The 19,196-nt window shown below is 72.7% G+C and carries 15 protein-coding genes; 10 read left to right on the top strand and 5 right to left on the bottom strand.

Features of this window, described 5'->3' with window-relative positions; all coding sequences use genetic code 11:
- Positions 1-92: 92 nt before the first annotated feature.
- Positions 93-749, top strand: coding sequence for a helix-turn-helix domain-containing protein (locus ABVB68_RS26725; protein WP_353603690.1), 657 nt, complete (start codon positions 93-95; stop codon positions 747-749).
- A 974-nt stretch (positions 750-1,723) separates the two neighbouring features.
- Entirely contained in the window at positions 1,724-1,951 is a 228-nt protein-coding gene (locus ABVB68_RS26715) for a hypothetical protein (RefSeq protein WP_353603689.1), read from the top strand.
- A gap of 676 nt (positions 1,952-2,627) precedes the next feature.
- On the opposite strand, the gene ABVB68_RS26710 is transcribed toward ABVB68_RS26715, so the two are convergent.
- Entirely contained in the window at positions 2,628-3,308 is a 681-nt protein-coding gene (locus ABVB68_RS26710) for a 4'-phosphopantetheinyl transferase family protein (protein WP_353603688.1), read from the bottom strand.
- Positions 3,256-4,161 (bottom strand): metallophosphoesterase family protein, encoded by a 906-nt coding sequence (locus ABVB68_RS26705; RefSeq protein WP_353603687.1) that lies wholly within the window; start codon positions 4,159-4,161, stop codon positions 3,256-3,258. The genes ABVB68_RS26710 and ABVB68_RS26705 overlap by 53 nt, the downstream gene beginning before the upstream one ends.
- Positions 4,162-4,854: 693 nt before the next feature.
- On the opposite strand from ABVB68_RS26705, the gene ABVB68_RS26700 reads away from it, so the two are divergent.
- Positions 4,855-5,970 (top strand): ATP-grasp domain-containing protein, encoded by a 1,116-nt coding sequence (locus tag ABVB68_RS26700; RefSeq protein WP_353603686.1) that lies wholly within the window; start codon positions 4,855-4,857, stop codon positions 5,968-5,970.
- 164 nt (positions 5,971-6,134) lie between these two features.
- The gene (locus ABVB68_RS26695) at positions 6,135-7,820 is read left to right on the top strand and encodes a carbohydrate binding domain-containing protein (protein WP_353603685.1); all 1,686 of its coding nucleotides are present in this window, start codon (positions 6,135-6,137) and stop codon (positions 7,818-7,820) included.
- A gap of 234 nt (positions 7,821-8,054) precedes the next feature.
- Here the strand turns inward: ABVB68_RS26695 and ABVB68_RS26690 are convergent, their stop codons facing one another.
- Together ABVB68_RS26690 and ABVB68_RS26685 are read right to left on the bottom strand one after the other, a co-directional pair.
- Positions 8,055-9,392, bottom strand: coding sequence for a 6-phospho-beta-glucosidase (locus ABVB68_RS26690; protein WP_353603684.1), 1,338 nt, complete (start codon positions 9,390-9,392; stop codon positions 8,055-8,057).
- A 579-nt stretch (positions 9,393-9,971) separates the two neighbouring features.
- Positions 9,972-10,310 carry a nuclear transport factor 2 family protein gene (locus ABVB68_RS26685; protein WP_353603683.1) on the bottom strand — a complete coding sequence of 113 codons (339 nt, stop codon included), beginning with the start codon at positions 10,308-10,310 and terminating at the stop codon, positions 9,972-9,974.
- A 229-nt stretch (positions 10,311-10,539) separates the two neighbouring features.
- Between ABVB68_RS26685 and ABVB68_RS26680 the strand changes: the two genes are divergently transcribed.
- Positions 10,540-11,934, top strand: a complete 1,395-nt coding sequence (locus ABVB68_RS26680) for a glycoside hydrolase family 16 protein (protein ID WP_353603682.1) — start codon at positions 10,540-10,542, stop codon at positions 11,932-11,934.
- Between the two features lie 118 nt (positions 11,935-12,052).
- Here ABVB68_RS26680 and ABVB68_RS26675 read toward each other — a convergent pair whose 3' ends face one another.
- A complete protein-coding gene (locus ABVB68_RS26675; protein ID WP_353603681.1) occupies positions 12,053-12,988 on the bottom strand; it encodes a helix-turn-helix domain-containing protein in 936 nt (311 codons plus the stop codon).
- 146 nt (positions 12,989-13,134) lie between these two features.
- On the opposite strand from ABVB68_RS26675, the gene tkt reads away from it, so the two are divergent.
- The 5 genes from tkt to ABVB68_RS26650 all read left to right on the top strand — a co-directional run.
- Positions 13,135-15,210 carry a transketolase gene (gene tkt, locus ABVB68_RS26670; protein ID WP_353603680.1) on the top strand — a complete coding sequence of 692 codons (2,076 nt, stop codon included), beginning with the start codon at positions 13,135-13,137 and terminating at the stop codon, positions 15,208-15,210.
- A gap of 19 nt (positions 15,211-15,229) precedes the next feature.
- A complete protein-coding gene (tal, locus tag ABVB68_RS26665) occupies positions 15,230-16,372 on the top strand; it encodes a transaldolase (protein WP_353603679.1) in 1,143 nt (380 codons plus the stop codon).
- A complete protein-coding gene (gene zwf, locus ABVB68_RS26660) occupies positions 16,372-17,961 on the top strand; it encodes a glucose-6-phosphate dehydrogenase (RefSeq protein WP_353603678.1) in 1,590 nt (529 codons plus the stop codon). Before tal ends, zwf begins: the two co-directional genes overlap by 1 nt.
- Entirely contained in the window at positions 17,958-18,884 is a 927-nt protein-coding gene (gene opcA, locus ABVB68_RS26655; protein ID WP_353603677.1) for a glucose-6-phosphate dehydrogenase assembly protein OpcA, read from the top strand. The genes zwf and opcA overlap by 4 nt, the downstream gene beginning before the upstream one ends.
- Position 18,885: 1 nt before the next feature.
- On the top strand, positions 18,886-19,196 hold a 311-nt coding region (locus tag ABVB68_RS26650), incomplete at its 3' end, for a phosphoglucose isomerase-related protein (RefSeq protein ID WP_503006261.1).

Below are 19,196 nucleotides of genomic sequence, written 5' to 3'. Positions count from 1 at the left end.
AGGCACCCGCTACTCTCCGGGAAGTTCACGGCGACCGCTTGCGAGAAGCACGCACGCGTCTGAAACCCTCGAGAGACGTAGGAGTTCTGTCGGTGACGGATGGCTACGAGGATCCGGGCGCCGCGGCGACCGCCCAGCTGCCGGCCGTCGTCGCCCGCGTCACCGCGCTCGCCGACCGGCTCGGCGTCCCGCACGCCGAGGTCTTCGACGTCGCGCGGCTGTGCACCGCCTGCGGTGTGCCCGAGCCGGTGGTCAAGGCTCTGCTCAGCGGGCGGCCGGCGGGCGAACCCGACGTCCAGGCGCGGTTCCTGCAGCGCCTGGACCTGTTGCGGCGCACGCGGCTGAAGCCCAACGGCCGCAGGTACACCCAGCAGGAGATCGCCGACGGCGCGGGCATGTCCCGGCAGCAGGCCGGCGCCCTCATCAACGGCGACCGGCGGCCCACGATGGAGCACTGCGACGCGCTGCAGCGTTTCTTCCGGGTGCACGCCGGCTTCCTCACCGCTGAGGACCCCGAGGCACTGGCGGGTGCGCTGCAGCGCACCGAGCAGGAGTTGCTGCAGAAGCTCGCCGACCGGGAGCGGGCCGCGGCGGAGGTGGCCGAGGACCCGCTGGAGCGGCTGCTACAGGACCACGGGGTGCGCGGAATCGCCTGGCGGGCCGCCCAGTTGCCCACCGATCAGCACCGGGACAAGGTCGCCGAGTGGCTCGACATGCTGCTGGAGAGCGTCAAACGACCCGAGTCGTGAGCCGGGGGTGGACCGTGGGCGTCGCCAGGGAGATGCGCCGGTGTGCGACGACCTGGTGGGCGGGCTGACGAGGCCCGCACCCGCGCCGCCGCACGAGCTGTACCGCGCGCGGTGCGAGGCGATGAGCGGACGCCGCGGACGTCCCGTGCTCTGCCGTACGGCCGTCCTCCCACCGGGTACGGCGAGCGGACTCTGGCTGGATCTGGCCGATCGCGATCTCGTCGTGGTGGAGGAACGCACCGCTCCGGAGCATCAGTTGGTGATCCTGGGCCACGAACTGTGGCACATGCGGGCCGACCGGTGTGTTGCCGACGGCGGCCGCGGGGGCGGCCCCGGCAGCGCCGCGCGGCTGCTGCGGGCCGGCGCGGCCGGTCCGGCGCCCGCGGACCGCGGACCGCGGACCGCGGGCGGCGGGGCATCGGGTCGCGGCCCGTACCCGCTTCGACCACGCCGAGGAACGCCAGGCCGAGACCTTCGGGCTGCTCCTGGCCGGCAAGTGCCGTAGGCGGCTTGCCGGTTCGGCGCCACGCGGCCCGGCGCGACGCGACGGTCTCGCCGGCCGCATCGGCGCGTCCCTGGCTGAGCCGGACGCGGGGCGCCGCGGACTGACCCGGTCCGGGGCCACAGGAGTTGACCGGACGCGGCGCCTGCCCCCGCCTCGGGTGCGAGCCGTTGCGCGCGTCCGGTCCGACGGCAGCGCCGTCCGCGGGCGCGGCCGCCCCGCACGCGCCGGTTGCTGCCGCTCCACGCGCGTCGGCCGCGCCGCCGCATCGTCATGCGCCCCGTACAGCCGCACGTCCGGGACCTCGTCCGCCGGGTGCGGTGCGGTTTCAGCTCCGCTGAGCGGGCGAACCGACGCCGCGGCGGACGGCGTTGTCAGTGGTGGGCGGCAAGCTGGAGGCGTGCGCCGTACGACTCGGCGCACGGCGCCGCAGGGCGCGTGACCGTGACGCCTACTCGGGGAGAGCCGACCGATGCCCACCGCCGTACTGACCGACCGTGAGCGCACCGCCGTGCAGGCCTACCTGCGGCTGCTGCATACGGTGCGCGCCGCCTTCGACGGGCCGCCGGACGGCGACCGGCCCGCCGTCGTCCCGCCCAGCGCGCTCGCCGAGGCGGAGGCGGCCCTGGCCCGGGCGGGGCTCTCGGGCAACGAGGAGCGGTTCTTCCTGCTGCTGCGCGAGTGGTGCCCGGCCTCCTGACCGGCCGGAGCCGGTCCGCCGCCCCCGGGGCCTGCGCGCGTGTCGCCGTCGGCGAGGGGTCCCGCGACGCGCGGCAGGGGGCGGCGGCCGTATCGGCGGGTGCCGCCAGGGGGCTCGGCACGTCGTGACGGGCGCGTGCGCGGGCAGGAGCGGCGGCCGCTCGGGCTGCGTGCCGCTGGCAGCGCCGTAACCGTTCGGGATGCGTACCGCTCACGGGCACTGGCCGTCCGCGCCACGCGTCCGGGATGCGTGCGCCCAGGGGAGGTGGCCCTCCGCGCCGCGCGTCCGGGATTGGTGCCGCTGGCAGCGCCGGTAACCGTTCGGGATGCGTGCGCTCAGGGGCGGTGGCCGTCTGCCCCGTGCGTTCGGGATGCGTGCCGCTCACTGGCACTGGCCGTCCGCCCCGCGCGTTCGGGATGCGTGCCGCTCGCGGGCACCTGGCCATCCGCGCCGTGCGCCCGGGCTGCGTGCCGCTGGCAGCGCCGGTAACCGTTCGGGATCCGTGCCGCTCACGGGCGCTGGCCGTCCGCGCCCGGCTCGGGGACGTGGCCGCGCGCGATGCGCGCCGCTCCGGGCGGCGGCCGCCGGTCGGCGTGGTGGCCGTGGACGGACCGGCCGGGCGCGTCCGGGGGCCGGCGTCGCCTGCGGCGGCCGGGCGCGCGTCCCGGCCGGCGTGTCAGGAGTGCGGTACGACGACGGTCGTGGCCACCACTCCGTCGCGTACGGCCCAGCGGCCGTCGAAGGACTGCAGCCGGCGGCCGCCGACCAGCGGCCCGGGGACGAGGAGCTCGGCCCGCAGGGTCCCGGCCGGCCCGCCACCGGCGTGCGGGCTGAGGATGATGTCGGCCTCCGAGAAGTCCAGCCACTTGCGAGTGAGGGGGTACCACGCCTTGTAGACGGACTCCTTGGCGCTGAACAGGATCCGGTCCCAGTGCACGGCGGGCCGCTCCTCGGCGAGCCGGGCCAGCCGTTCGGCCTCGGCGGCCAGGAAGACGGTGGCGCCCACGCCGTCCGGCAGCGGCCCGTGCGGTTCGGCGTCGATGCCGAGGGAGGCCAGGTCGCCGGCGCGGACCAGGGCGGCGGCGCAGTAGCCGTCGCAATGGGTCATGCTGCCGATCAGGCCGTCCGGCCAGCGCGGGGCTCCGCGCTCGCCGCTGACGATGGCCTGCGGCGGCACGCCGAGCTTCTCCATGGCACGCCGGGCACACCCGCGCACGGCCGCGAACTCGCGGCGGCGCTTCGCCACGGCACGCGCGACGAACGCCTGCTCCTCCGGGTGGAGCGGGGCGTCCCACAGCGGGTCGTCACGGAGTGCCTCCACTGCCACGACCGACTCCGGGAGCAGCTCCTCGATCACCGGTTTCGACCTCCATCGGCAGGATACGACGCAGCGTCCCCGGGCGCCCGGGGCGCTTGCGCCACTCGCGGGGATACCCCACGGAGACCTCTTCGAAGCGGACTCCGTCGTGCCACGTGGTGCGCGGGATGTGCAGATGGCCGTAGACCACGGTGGCGACGCGGAACCGGCGGTGCCAGTCGGCGGTCGCGCTCGTCCCGCACCACATGGCGAACTCGGGGTGCCACAGGACCTCGGTGGGATGCCGGTCCAGCGGGTAGTGATTGACGAGCACGGTCGGCAGGTCCGCGGGCAGCGCCTCGAGCCTGCGCTCCGTCTCGGCGACCCGGGCCCGGCACCAGTCCTCACGGGCGGGATAGGGGTCGGGGTGCAGCAGGAACTCGTCGTTGCAGACGATGCCCGTGCCCTCCGCGTAGGCGAGTCCCTCGGCCTTCGTGGCGCAGCCGGCGGGCAGGAACGAGTAGTCGTACAGGAGGAACAGCGGGGCGACGGCGACCGGGCCGCCGGGGCCGTGCCACACCGGGTACGGGTCCTCGGGCGTGAGCACGCCCAGTTCCCGGCACAGCTCGACCAGGTGCTCGTAGCGGGCTGCTCCACGCAGGGTGACCGGGTCCTTCGGGTGGGTCCACAGCTCGTGGTTGCCGGGCGCCCACAGCACCTTGCGGAAGCGGGCCGCGAGCGTGCCGAGCGCCCAGCGGATGTCGGCGACGGTCTCCGCGACGTCGCCGGCCACGATCAGCCAGTCCTCGTCGCCTTCGGGGCGCATGCTCTCGACCAGGGCCCGGTTCTCCGCATACCCGATGTGCAGGTCGCTGACGGCCAGCAACTGGCCGGCCCCGGCCCTCGGCTCCACCCCGCACCCCCTTTTCCGATCACGGCTCGCGGACACCACCTGAACACATTTCCATACGGCGGACAAGACGGTTCGGTCCGGCCACCGGCTCACACCGGGCGCCGAACACCCGCCCGGCGTAAGGAAGACGGCCCGGCCGGGCACATCCCGGACCACGCCGGGAGCCGGGGACGCACCGACCGGCGCACCCACCCCGCGAGCCCGCGCCCGCCGACCGGCGGACGCGCGGGGCAGACGCGCTTCGGGAGCCGGGCCCACCTGCCGACGGACGCGCCGGGCGGAGGCACTTCGGGATCCCGGGGCAGCCCACCGGCACACGTTCCCGACCCCGGGCACGCGCCCCGGCAGCCGCACTCCGGCATCCCGTGCACACCGCCCGGCGGGCGCGTCACGGCATCCCGGGCACGCCGCCCGACAGACGCACTCCAGGCCCCGGACACGCCGCCCGACAGACGCACTCCGGCATCCCGGGCACGGCGCCCGGCGGAGGCGTCACGGGCCGGGGTCGCGCCGGGCGGAGACCGGGAATCCGTAATCTGCGCGTTGCACGCGGGCACCTTTGAAAGCCGTATGATCGGCCCAACGCCAGCACCCCTCATCCCCCTTCGCACGGGGCTGTTCGGCGTCCCTTCCTCCCCTCTGCCCGGGCACGGGTCGCTCAGCCCTGCCCGCACCCCGTGAAAGGCGGCCTGCATGGTCTCTCGCGTACGCGTCTGGCTCAACCGCACGTACGCGGAGAACGTGTTCTTCATGGATCAGCTGCGGAGAAATCCCAGCGACCGCGCGGTGGAGATCCACGCCACCCACGCGGACCCCGACTCCCCCGTGCTGGCCGCCGCCGACACTGCCGACCTGGAGCCGGAGGGCCTGTCCCCCGCCGGATACGTCGAGTACGCCCTGGACCAGTGCGCGCGGCGCGGCATCGACGTCTTCGTGCCCAGGCTGCACCAGGCGGCGATCGTGGCGCACCGCGCCGAGTTCACGGCGGCCGGTACGGCGCTGCTGGCGCCGACGCCCGAGGCGGTGGCCGTGTTCGAGGACAAGGCCACGGCGTACGAGGCGGTCCGTTCCGTCGGCGTCCCGGTGCCGCCCTGGTGGCGGGTGCGTACGGCCGACGAACTGCTGTGCGCCGTCGAGGAGTTGGAGTCAGCCGGGCACAAGCCCTGCTTCAAGCCGGCGGCCGGCGCGGGCGGCGTCGGCTTCCGGGTGATCACGCGCAGCCCCTTCTCGCTGGCCGACCTGGCCGGCTTCCCCGGTCCGTACGTGCGCCTGGACTCGGTGATCGAGGCGCTGACCCGGACCGAGGAGCCGGTGGACTGGCTGGTGATGCCGCGGCTGGAGCAGCCCGAGGTGTCCGTCGACTGCCTCACCGGCACCGACAACCGGGTCCGGCTCGCGGTGGGCCGCACCAAGAACGGCCGCCGCCGCGGTTTCACCGTGGACGAGCAGTGGCTGGAGCCGGCCCGGCTGGTCGCCGAGGGCTTCGGGCTGCACCACCTGTCCAACATCCAGTTCCGCATGTTCGGCGACCGCCCGGTGCTGCTCGACGTCAACACGCGGCCCGCCGGCGGCCTGCACCAGCTGTCCCTCTGCGGGGTGAACGTGCCCTGGGCGGCCGTGCGGTTGGCGCTCGGCGAGGACCCGGGGTTCATCGAGCCGCCGTTCCTCGGGCCGGACTACACGGTGGTGTCGGGATCGCACCCGCTCCTGCCCGCTGCGCGTCCGCGGCAGCGGGTGGAGCCGGCGGAGACCCTGCTGCCGGCGGTGCCCATGCAAGCGGCCTCGGCGGCCGAGGTGCTGCCGCTGTAGGGGGAGGCGCGGGGACCGGCGTACGGGAGCCGCTTCCCCGCACCCGAACCGATCAGTTTCGTTCACCCGCTTGACAGCGGGATTGGTCCATACCAAATTCATGGGCGCACCTCTTTCGCACTTCCCCGCACTCCCCAACACCCCCGTCCCCACAGGGAGATCGCGTGCGTCACATACTCGGACGTCCCAGACGCCGGCTTCTTGCTCTGCTCGGTACCACGGTCCTCGCGCTCGGCGGAGCCGTCGCCCTGCCCGGTACCGCCCAGGCGGCCAACGTCCTCACCAACCCCGGATTCGAGTCCGGTGGCCTCTCCCCCTGGACCTGCACCGGCAACCTCGGCTCGGTCGTCTCCTCCCCCGCGCACACCGGATCCAAGGCGCTGCAGGGCGCCGTCACCTCGAGCGACAACGCGCAGTGCAGCCAGACGGTCGCCGTGCAGCCCAACACGACCTATTCGCTCAGTGGTTGGGTGCGCGGCAGCTATGTGTACCTCGGCGTGGACGGCGGTGCCTCCACCTGGACGACCTCCCCCTCGGCGTACAGCCGGCTCAGCGTCTCCTTCACCACGGGCGCCTCGCAGACCAGCGCCACCGTCTACGTCCACGGGTGGTACGCGCAGGGCACCTACTACGCCGACGACGTCAGCCTGGACGGCCCGGGCGGCGGAGGCGGCGGCGACACCCAGGCCCCCACCGCGCCCGGCGGGCTCACCTCCACCGGCAAGACCTCCTCCAGCGTGTCACTGAAGTGGAACGCCGCCACGGACAACGTGGGTGTGACGGCGTACGACGTCTACAGCGGCTCCAACCGGCTGCTCAGCGTCTCGGGAACGTCCGCCACGGTCGCCGGTCTGTCGCCGAGCACGGCCTACACCTTCACGGTGAAGGCGCGGGACGCGGCCGGGAACACCTCGCCCGCCTCCAACTCCGTGGCGGTGACGACCGATGCGGGCGGTGGTGGCGGCACCGGGTTCACACAGGCGGCGCCGTACCTGTTCGAGGGCTGGGGCGATCCGCCGAGCCCGACGACGGTGATGAGCGCGACCGGGATCAAGTGGTTCACGATGGCGTTCGTGCTGGACTCCGGCGGCTGCACGCCGTCCTGGGACGGCAGCCGGCCGCTGACCGGCGGCGTGGACCAGACGGCCATCAACCAGATCCGGTCCGCCGGCGGTGACATCGTCCCCTCGTTCGGCGGCTGGCAGGGCAGCAAGCTCGGCGCCAACTGCTCCTCCGCGAGCGCGCTGGCCGGCGCCATCCAGAAGGTGATCGACGCCTATGGGCTCAAGGCCGTCGACATGGACATCGAGAACACGGACGAGTTCGAGAACGAGGCCGTGCAGGCGAGGATCCTGACCGCGCTGAAGACGGTCAAGGCCAACAACCCGGGCCTGAAGACCATCGTCACCTTCGGTACGTCCACCACCGGGCCGACGTACTACGGCAACCGGCTGATCGAGCAGGCGCAGTCGCTCGGCGCGAACATCGACGTGTTCACCATCATGCCGTTCGACTTCGGCGGCGGCGCCGACATGTACGGCAGCACCGTGAACGCCGCCGAGGGGCTGAAGAACAAGCTGAAGTCCACCTTCGGCTGGGACGACGCCACCGCCTACGCCCACATCGGCATCTCCGGCATGAACGGCCTGTCCGACCAGCAGGAGACGACCACTCCGGCGATCTGGACCCAGATCCGCGACTGGGCGAACTCCCACCACATCGCGCGGCTCGCCTTCTGGGCGGTCAACCGGGACCGGCCGTGCGCGGGCGGCGGCGTGGTGAGCAACTGCTCCGGCATCAACCAGAACACCTGGCAGTTCACCTCGATCACGGCCGGTTTCACGGGCTGACGATCGGGGGGGACGACGGAGGGCCGCTCGGCGGAGCGGCCCTCCGCGCGTCCGATGACGGGGGCCGGGCCCGCGTCCGATGACGGGGGCCGGCCCCGCGTCCGTGACAGGGACCGGGCCCCGCGTCCGTGACAGGGACCGGGCCCCGTCCGTGACGGGGGCCGGGCGGACGGCCCGTCCGTGACGGGGGCCGGGCGGACGGCCCGTCCGTGACGGGGGCCGGGCGGACGGCTGCTATGTCAGATACGCCAGCCCCGGATGGACCTCGGTGTAGCCCTCCACCAGCCTGCGGGCCACGGTGACGGAGTCCACCAGCGGGTGCAGCGCGAAGGCCTTCACGGCCGTCGCCCGGGAACCGGACTCGGCGGCGGCGAGCACTTCGCGCTCGACGGCCTTGACCGAGCAGACGAGTCCGGTGGCGTGCCCCGGCAGCGGCTCGGCGGCCAGGGGATGCGCTCCGCCCGCGTCCACCAGGCAGGGGACCTCGACGACCGCGTCGGCGTCGAGGGCGGACAGGGTGGAGCGGTTGCGCACGTTGAGGATCAGGGTGGTGCGCTCGTCCCGCGCGATGGCCCGCATCAGGGCGAGGGCGACCTTCTCGTAACCGCCGGACAGGTCGTCGGCCTCGCGTTCGCCCGCGCCGGCGCTCTCCCGGTTCTCGGCCATGTAGGTGGCCTCGCGCTCGGCGCGGGTGCGGTCCCAGGCGAGCAGGGCGGAGACGCCGGGGTTCCCCGCCTCCCGGTAGAACGCCGCCTGCTGGTCGCGCAGGAACGCGCCACGGGTCCGCTCGGCCTCCTGGTAGGCGCGGACGGTCTCGCGGTTGAAGTAGTAGTAGTGCAGGTACTCGTTGGGGATCGCGCCGAGCGACCGGAGCCAGTCGGTGCCGAACAGCCGGCCCTCCTCGAACGAGCCGAGCAGCGCCGGGTCGGCGAGCAGGTGCGGGAGCCGGTCGCGCCCGGCGACGCGCAGGCCCCGTACCCAGCCGAGGTGGTTGAGGCCGACGTAGTCGACGAAGGCCTCCTTCGGGTCGACGCCGAGGACGCGGGCGATGCGGCGGCCGAGGCCGACCGGCGAGTCGCAGATGCCGATGACGCGCTCGCCGAGGTGGCGGGACATGGCCTCGGTGACCAGGCCCGCCGGGTTGGTGAAGTTGATGACCCAGGCGTCGGGTGCGAGGCGCGCCACGCGCCGGGCGATGTCGACGGCGACCGGGACGGTACGCAGGCCGTACGCGATACCGCCCGCGCCGACGGTCTCCTGGCCCAGCACACCCTCGGCGAGCGCCACCCGCTCGTCGGCCGCCCGTCCCTCCAGGCCGCCCACCCGGATGGCCGAGAAGACGAAGTCGGCGCCGCTCAGAGCCTCGTCCAGGTCGGTGGTGGCCGTCACCTCCGGCGCGTCCGGGATGCCGGCGGCCTGCTCGGCGAGGACCCGGGTCACCGCACGCAGCCGGCCGTCGTCGAGGTCGTGCAGGACGACCTCGGTGACCCGCCCCTCGGCGTGGTCGGTCAGCAGTGCCCCGTACACCAGCGGCACCCGGAACCCGCCGCCGCCCAGAATCGTCAGCCTCACGCCTGCACCCTTCCCGGTTTCCCGCCACGACCACCTCACCGGCGGCCCCCGGCGACCCGGCCGTGCGCGGCCGGCCACCGCGCGACCGTCCCCCACACCGGGCCGCGGACCGTCCCGGGCGAACTGTACGGGGCGGCGCGAGTCGTCCGCGAAGCCGCCGCCGCCCTCCGTCGCACGCCGTACCGGCCGCCCGCCGGCCCGGGCCGCCACCGAGTCGGCGCCGAAGCCTCAGGGGGGCGCGTCACCCGACGGTTCCGAGGCCAGGCGATCCTGCGGTGCGTGAACGACGGAGGACGGGCCGGACGCCCCGGCACGGGACCCCACGAACGGCGGAGGACCGGCCGGGATGCCCGGGCACCGGACCCCACGACGGCAGAGGCCAAGCCGAACACCCCCACACCGGACCCCACGACGGCAGAGGCCAAGCCGAACACCCCGACACCGGACCCGTCGGCACCGCGAGGCACGGAGGTGTGCGCGCCCCGGGTACGGCCGCGGGCACCCGACGCCCTCGGGTCCGGCGCGGCGCCGAGCTGCGCCGGGGCCTCCCCCGCGTCCCGCGTGCCGCCCCGTGCCGGTTCACGCCCTGCCCCCGAAGAAGACCTGCACCTCCCTGATGAGACCGTCCCGCACCGTGATCGCCTCGACGTTGCGGTACCGCTCGCCGGTGGTCAGCTCGTACTCGTAGCAGGCGAGGACCAGTTCCTCGTCCGCGGCGACCAGGTGCGTGATCCGCTGCTCGGTGAACCGGTCGGCGGTGGGGAAACAGCGCTCGAAGAACGCCGCCTTGCCGATGTGGTCGTCCTGGGGGCTGGTGAAGGTGAAGTCGTCGGCGTAGAGCGGAAGGGCCGCCGCGCGGTCCTGTGACCGGTAGTGCCGGAACGCCGCTTCGACGACGCCGGCCGGAGAGCCGTTCATACGCTGTCCTGGGTCGCAGGGGTGACCGTACCCCGCCACGATAGCCCCGCGCGCGGACAGGCGCCTTCGATCCGTGAACTGCCGGGCCGCGATGGGACTTTCTCTGCTTCAAGCCTTGACGCCACACGGGGCGCGGAGCACATTGTCGGCATCATGAGAGCGCTCTCAAAACTCCATGGGAGCGCTCTCATGCAACTCTCCCGCTCTCCCCGCATCCGAGAGGCTCCCCATGAGCGCATCCTCCGGCACCTCCAGACGCCGCCCCCTGCGGCGCGCGCTGGTCGCCGTCGCCGCAACGCTGGGCCTGGCCGCGGCCCTCGCCACGGCCGCCACCGCACCCGCCGGCGCCGCCGCGCCCACGCCCCCCGCGGGCTGGACGCAGGTCTTCGCCGACGACTTCAACGGCGCGGCGGGCACCGGCGTCAACACCTCCGACTGGCAGTACGACACCGGGACTTCGTACCCGGGCGCGGCCGCCAACTGGGGCACCGGCGAGGTCGAGACGATGACGTCGAGCACGAACAACGTCGCACTGGACGGCAACGGGAACCTGCTCATCACCCCGCGCCGCGACGCCTCCGGCCAGTGGACCTCCGGCCGGATCGAGACCAAGCGCACCGACTTCCAGCCCCCCGCGGGCGGCAAGCTGCGCGTCCAGGCCCGGATCCAGATGCCCAACGTCACCGGCGCCGCCGCGAAGGGCTACTGGCCGGCGTTCTGGATGCTCGGCTCGCCCTTCCGTGGCAACTACTGGAACTGGCCGGGCGTCGGCGAGCTCGACATCATGGAGAACGTGCAGGGCCTGAACACCGACTGGGCCACGATGCACTGCGGCACCAACCCGGGCGGCCCCTGCAACGAGACCTCCGGCATCGGCAACTCCACCTCCTGCACCGGCGCCACCTGCCAGGCAGGCTTCCACACGTACGCGATGGAGTGGGACCGCTCGACCAGCCCCGAGGAGATCCGCTTCTACCTGGACGGCGTCAACTTCCACACGGTGAGGGCCGACCAGGTCGACGCGACCACGTGGGCCAACGCCACCAACCACGGCTACTTCCTCATCCTCAACGTGGCGATGGGCGGCGGCTTCCCGGGGGCCTTCGGCGGCGGCCCGGACGGCGGGACGGAACCGGGCCACCCGATGACCGTCGACTACGTGCAGGTCCTGCAGTCCTCGGGCGGCGGCACCACTCCCCCGCCCTCCGGCAACCGCGACGCCTACAGCCCCATCCAGGCCGAGTCCTACGACAGCCAGTCCGGCATCGCCACCGAGACGACCACGGACACCGGCGGCGGCCAGGACATCGGCTTCGCGGCCAACGGCGACTGGGCGCTGTACAAGGGCGTCGACTTCGGTTCGACGGCGGCCACGCAGTTCAACGCCCGGGTCGCGAGCGGTGCCGCGAGCGGGGTCAGCGGGCTGGTCGAGGTACGCTTGGACAACCGGGGCAACGCGCCCGTCGGCAGCTTCGCGGTGGGCAACACGGGTGGCTGGCAGTCCTGGCGGACGGTCCCGGCGAACATCAGCGCGGTGACCGGCACCCACGACGTCTATCTCACCTTCACCAGCGGCCAGCCGGCCGATTTCGTCAACGTGAACTGGTTCGACTTCGGTCACTGAGCCGGTAGTCCGGTAACCGGCACCGGGCTTCCGGCGCGGTTACGCCGAACGGCCGGCCCCCTGCCAGGGGGCCGGCCGTTCGGCGTACCGCGTGCCGGTGTGGACGGCCCGCGGGGCCTCAGCGCAGTTCCGCCCGGAAGGCCACCGGCGTACGCCCGGTGTGCAGCTGGAAGAACTTGGAGAAGTTCGCCGCGTCGGGGAAGCCCACGGCCACGCCGACGCGGCCGATCGGCAGCTCCGTGTGGGCGAGGAGGCGTTTGGCCTCCAGGACGACGCGTTTGTCGATGAATCCCTTCGGTGTCTCACCGGTGGCCGCGCGGACGGCGCGGACGAGGGTGCGGCGGGAGTAACCGAGGGCGTCGGCGTAGGCGCTGACGCTGTGGTGGGTGGGGAAGCCCTGCTCGACCGCGTCCCGGAAGCGGGTGAACGTGTCCCCCAGGGCGGTGCCGGCGCCTTCCGGGGAGGCCTCCCCCGAGCCGGCCGCGAGGTGGGCGAGGCGCAGCAGAAACGCCGTCAGGGTGTGCCGCAGGACGGCCGCGTGCAGGCCGGGCGGGAGCGTCGCGGTGTCCTCGTACTCGCGGCGCAGATGGTCGAGGGCCGCGCGCAGCGCGGCGAGCCGGGCGGGGTCGGGGCGCAGCAGCGGCGGGAGGTCGTAGCGGTACAGGCCGGTGGCCTCGACGGTGGCGCGCGGCAGGAAGCCGGGCTGCATGGTCAGCACGGTTCCGCGGTACCCGGACTCCCTGGAGAACCGGTGGACCTGTCCGGGGCGGATCCACAGCAGCTCGCCGGCGGCGGGCTCGTACTCGGTGAAGTCGACCATGTGCCGGACGGGCCCTTCGGTGAAGAGCATGACGACATGGAAGTCGATGCGGTGGACGCGGTGCAGGGGGGCGTCGGAGTGCCAGGTGCGGTCGGTTCCCATGGGGCCGATCCGCATGCCGACGCCGCCGGCCGCCAGGTCGGCCGGGAAGGGGAAGGTTCTGATCCCGTCGCGGTCCGTGACGCCTCCGCCGTTCGTGCCGTCGGCGGAGGCTTGGCGTGTTCTGTCGCCCATGTCCCGTTCGTGCCGTCCCTGTCGCGTGATCACTGTCCCAGATTCACCACAGGCTGACACACCCCGACCTACCGTCAAAAAAGTCAGACTTTTAAGTTTGAACACGTCAGGCCCGCTATCCCGTACTGAACGAGGACTTCTTGAAGATGACTGCTCAGACACCCGACAGCTTCGAGTGGACCGACCTCGACCGGCGTGCCGTGGACACGGCCCGCTTGCTGGCGGCAGATGCGGTGCAGAAGGTCGGCAACGGCCACCCGGGCACGGCGATGAGTCTGGCGCCTGCCGCGTACACGATCTTTCAAAAGGTGATGCGTCATGACCCCGCCGACCCGGAGTGGGCCGGCCGGGACCGCTTCGTGCTCTCCCCGGGCCACACCTCGCTGACCCTCTACACCCAGCTGTACCTCGCCGGGTACGAGCTGGAGCTGGACGACCTGAAGGCGTTCCGCACCCACGGCTCCAAGACGCCGGGCCACCCCGAGTACGGGCACACCGCCGGTGTGGAGACCACCACCGGCCCGCTCGGCCAGGGGGTCGCGAACGCCGTCGGCATGGCGATGGCCGCCCGCTTCGAGCGCGGGCTGTTCGACCCGGAGGCCCCCGAGGGCACCTCCCCCTTCGACCACACCATCTGGGCGATCGTCTCCGACGGCGACCTGGAGGAGGGTGTCTCCGCCGAGGCCTCGTCGCTCGCCGGCCACCAGAAGCTCGGCAACCTGGTCTTCCTCTACGACGACAACCACATCTCCATCGAGGGCGACACCGCGACCGCCTTCTCCGAGGACGTGCTGGGGCGGTACGAGGCCTACGGCTGGCACACCCAGCGCGTCGAGCCCACCGCTGACGGCGACATCGACGTGGCCGCCCTGTACGCGGCGCTGGAGGCGGCCCGGGCGGAGACCGGGCGGCCCTCGATCATCTCGATGCGCACGATCATCGCCTGGCCGGCCCCGAACGCCCGGAACACCGAGGCCTCCCACGGTTCGGCGCTCGGCGAGGACGAGATCGCCGCCACCAAGCGCCTCCTCGGCTTCGACCCGGAGCAGACCTTCGAGGTCGCCGACGAGGTCCTGGCACACGCCCGCCGGGCCCTGGACCGGGGCGCGGAGGCCCACGCGGCCTGGGACAAGCGGATCGCCGAGTGGCGTACGGCCGACCCGGCGCGGGCCGAGCTGTTCGACCGCGTCAGCAAGGGCGAGCTGCCCGAGGGCTGGCAGGACGCCCTGCCGGTGTTCGAGGAGGGCAAGGCGGTCGCCACGCGGGCCGCCTCCGGCAAGGTGCTGCAGGCGCTCGGCGCGGTCATCCCCGAGCTGTGGGGCGGCTCCGCCGACCTCGCCGGGTCCAACAACACCACGATCGACAAGACCCGCTCCTTCCTCCCCGAGGGCAACCCGCTGCCCGAAGCTGACCCGTACGGCCGTACCGTGCACTTCGGGATCCGCGAGTTCTCGATGGCCGCCGAGATGAACGGCATCGCCCTGCACGGCAACACCCGGATCTACGGCGGCACCTTCCTGGTGTTCTCCGACTACATGCGCAACGCCGTGCGCATGTCGGCCCTGATGCAGCTGCCGGTGACGTACGTCTGGACGCACGACTCCATCGGTCTCGGCGAGGACGGACCGACCCACCAGCCGGTCGAGCACCTGGCCTCGCTGCGCGCCATCCCGGGCCTGAACGTCGTCCGCCCGGCGGATGCCGGCGAGACCGCGATCGCCTGGGCCGAGATCCTGAAGAGGCACGCCACGAACCCCGCCCCGCACGGGCTCGCGCTCACCCGCCAGGGCGTGCCGACGTACGCGCCGGACGAGGACGCGGCCAAGGGCGGCTACGTACTGCGCGAGTCCTCGACGGAGGTGCCGGAGGTGATCATCATCGCGACGGGATCCGAGGTGCACCTGGCCGTGTCCGCGCGGGAGCGGCTGGAGGCCGAGGGGGTCGGCACGCGGGTGGTGTCGATGCCGTGCGCGGAGTGGTTCGAGGAGCAGCCGCGCGCGTACCGCGAGCGGGTGCTGCCGCCGGCCGTGAAGGCCCGGGTCGCCGTCGAGGCGGGCATCGGCCTGACCTGGCACCGGTTCGTGGGCGACGCGGGACGCATCGTCTCGCTCGAGCACTTCGGGGCCTCCGCCGACGCCGGGACCCTGTTCGCCGAATTCGGCTTCACCCCTGAGAACGTCGCCGCCGCAGCCCGCGAGTCGCTCGCTGCCGCGCGCGCCTGATACCGACGCGAGAAGAAAGATGAACACTGTGACCGAAGCAATCGCCGTCCCGGGAGCCCTCAAGCGCCTCGCCGACGAGGGTGTGTCCGTCTGGCTGGACGACCTGTCCCGCGGGCGGATCACCTCCGGCAGCCTCGCCGACCTGGTGGCGAGCGGCAGCGCCGTCGGTGTCACGACGAACCCGTCCATCTTCCAGGCCGCCATAGGCTCCGGGGAGGGCTACGAGGAGCAGCTGGCCGACCTCGCCGTACGGGGGGTCACGGTCGACGAGGCCGTGCGGATGATGACGACCGCCGACGTGCGCGACGCCGCCGACGTCCTGCGTCCCGTGTACGACGGCTCCGGCGGCCGGGACGGCCGGGTCTCCATCGAGGTCGATCCCCGGCTCGCCCATGACACCAGGGCCACCGTCGCCGAGGCCAGGCAGCTGGCCTGGCTGGTCGACCGGCCCAACGTGATGATCAAGATCCCGGCGACGAAGGCGGGCCTGCCGGCCATCACCGAGGTCATCGGCCTCGGTATCAGCGTCAACGTGACCCTGATCTTCTCCCTGGAGCGCTACCGTGAGGTCATGGCGGCCTACCTGGCCGGCCTGGAGAAGGCCCGGGAGCGCGGGGTCGACCTGTCGACGGTCCACTCGGTGGCGTCCTTCTTCGTCTCCCGCGTGGACAGCGAGATCGACAAGCGGCTGACGGCGCTCGGCACCGACGAGGCCCTCGCGCTCAAGGGCCGCGCCGCCCTCGCCAACGCCCGACTCGCCTACGCGGCCTACGAGGACGTCTTCTCCTCCGCGCGCTGGCTGGCGCTGGCCGGGGACAGGGCGAACAGGCAGCGCCCGCTGTGGGCGTCCACCGGGGTGAAGGACCCCGCGTACAAGGACACCCTGTACGTGGACGAGCTGGTCGCGCCGGACACCGTCAACACCATGCCGGAGGCCACCTTGTACGCCGTGGCCGACCACGGCGAGATCACCGGCGACACGGTCACCGGTGGCTACCCGCAGGCCCACGCCGACCTGGCCGCCCTGGAGCGGCTCGGCATCTCCTACGACGAGGTCGTCCAGCAGCTGGAGGACGAGGGCGTCGCCAAGTTCGAGTCGGCCTGGCAGGACCTGCTGGACGCCGTCTCCACGTCCCTGGACAGCAAGGGAGTTGACGCGTAATGACGAACCAGTCCCCTGACGCCCCGGCCGGGCAGGCGGAGGTGCGCGTGCCGGTGGCCCCGGCCGCCGAGTGGGTGAACCCGCTCCGGGACCCCCGCGACCGCCGGCTCCCCCGCGTCGCGGGCCCTTCCGGTCTGGTCATCTTCGGCGTGACCGGCGACCTGTCCCGCAAGAAGCTGATGCCGGCCGTGTACGACCTGGCCAACCGCGGCCTGCTGCCGCCGGGCTTCTCCCTCGTCGGGTTCGCCCGGCGGGACTGGGCGGACCAGGACTTCGCCGAGGTCGTGCACGACGCCGTCCGCGAGCACTCCCGCACGCCCTTCCGCGAGGAGGTGTGGCAGCAGCTCGCCGAGGGCATGCGGTTCATCCCCGGCGACTTCGACGACGACACCGCGTTCAAGCAGCTGAAGGACGCCGTCGACGAGCTGGACGCCTCCCGCGGGACCGGCGGCAACTTCGCCTTCTACCTCTCGGTGCCGCCCAAGTTCTTCCCGAAGGTCGTCCAGCAGCTGAAGAAGGTCGGCCTGGCGACCCCGCCCCCGGGCTCCTGGCGCCGCGCGGTCATCGAGAAGCCGTTCGGCCACGACCTGAAGTCGGCCCAGGAGCTGAACAAGGTCGTGCACGACGTGTTCGATCCGGAGCAGGTGTTCCGGATCGACCACTACCTCGGCAAGGAGACGGTCCAGAACATCCTGGCGCTGCGCTTCGCCAACCAGATGTACGAGCCGATCTGGAACCGCAGTTACGTCGACCACGTGCAGATCACCATGGCCGAGGACATCGGCATCGGCGGCCGGGCCGGCTACTACGACGGCATCGGCGCCGCCCGTGACGTCATCCAGAACCACCTGCTGCAGCTGATGGCGCTGACCGCCATGGAGGAGCCGATCGCGTTCGACGCGGAGGCGCTGCTCACCGAGAAGCTGAAGGTGCTGAAGTCGGTGCGGCTGCCCGACGAGCTGGGACTGCACACTGTGCGCGGCCAGTACACGGCCGGCTGGCAGGGCGGCCAGAAGGTCGTCGGCTACCTCGAGGAGGAGGGCATCGACCCCAACTCGAAGACCGACACCTTCGCCGCGGTCAAGCTGGGCATCGAGAACCGCCGCTGGGCGGGCGTGCCCTTCTACCTGCGTACCGGCAAGCGGCTGGGCCGCCGGGTCACCGAGATCGCGGTCGTCTTCCAGCGGGCCCCGCACTCCCCCTTCGACCAGACGGCGACCGAGGAGCTCGGGCAGAACGCGATCGTCATCCGCGTCCAGCCGGACGAGGGCATGACCGTACGGTTCGGATCGAAGGTGCCGGGCACCTCGATGGAGATCCGGGACGTGTCGATGGACTTCGCCTACGGCGAGTCGTTCACCGAGTCGAGCCCGGAGGCGTACGAGCGGCTCATCCTGGACGTGCTGCTCGGCGACGCCAACCTGTTCCCCCGTCACCAGGAAGTGGAAGAGTCCTGGAAGATCCTCGACCCGATCGAGGAGTACTGGGCGACACACGGCAGGCCGGCCCAGTACCCGGCGGGCACCTGGGGTCCGAAGGAAGCACACGAGATGCTCGCACGAGACGGACGGAGCTGGCGCAGGCCATGAAGATCGACCTGACCGACACCACGGCAAGCAAGATCAACAAGGCGCTGGTGCAGGGCCGCCGCGCCATCGGCACCCCTGCCGTGGGCATGGTCCTGACGATGGTCATCGTCACGGACGAGGAGAACGCCTACGACTCGATCAAGGCGGCCGAGGAGGCCTCGCACGAGCACCCCTCGCGCACTCTGGTCGTCATCAAGCGGCACGCCCGCACCCTGCGCGACCGCACCTCCTCCCGGCTCGACGCCGAGGTCCGGGTCGGTTCGGAGGCCGGCACCGGCGAGACGGTCGTGCTGCGCACCTACGGCGAGGTGTCCGACCACGCCGACTCGGTGGTCCTGCCGCTGCTGCTGCCGGACGCGCCGGTCGTCGTGTGGTGGCCGGTGGAGGCGCCCGACGCCCCGGCGAAGGACCCGCTGGGCGCGCTGGCCCAGCGCCGGATCACCGACCTGTACGCGGTCGAGCGGCCGATGGAGATGCTGGACACCCGCGCCCGCAACTACGCTCCGGGCGACACCGACCTGGCCTGGACCCGGCTCACGCTGTGGCGGTCCATGCTGGCCGCCGCCCTGGACCAGGCCCGGACCGAGGTGACGTCGGCGGCCGTGGAGGCCGAGCAGGACAACCCCAGCGCCGAACTGCTCTCGCGGTGGCTGGAGGTCCGCCTGAAGGTGCCGGTGGACCGTGTGGTCTCCGCCGGGCCGGTGGTGACGGCCGTCCGCCTCGGCACCGCCGGCGGCGATATCGTCATCGACCGCCCCGAGGGCCCGCTCGCGACCCTGACCCTGCCGGGGCAGCCGCCGCGCACCCTCGCCCTGAAGGTCCGTCCCACCTCCGAACTCATCGCCGAGGAGCTGCGCCGCCTCGACGCCGACGAGATGTACGCCATCGCCCTCAGGGCAGAGGCCGCCAAGGAGAACGCCTGACATGTCCGACGCCCCGTCAGACACCCCCGAACTCAACCGCAGGCCCGAGTGGACGGCCCTCGCCGACCACCGTGCCAAGGGCCAGCCGCACCTGCGCGAGCTGTTCGCGACGGACCCCGGCCGCGCCGAACGGTACGTCGTCACGGTCGGCGACCTGCGCATCGACTACAGCAAGCACCTGATCACCGACGAGACGCTGGCCCTGCTCCAGGAACTCGCCGTCGCGACCGACGTGTTCGGGCTGCGGGACGCCATGTTCCGCGGGGAGCGGATCAACGTGACCGAGAACCGGGCGGTGCTGCACACCGCGTT

It is taken from the genome of Streptomyces sp. NPDC096012, from assembly GCF_040426375.1.
GTDB lineage: Bacteria > Actinomycetota > Actinomycetes > Streptomycetales > Streptomycetaceae > Streptomyces.
Note: the sequence above shows the minus strand (reverse complement) of the source record. Positions and strands in the feature narration are given on the sequence as shown.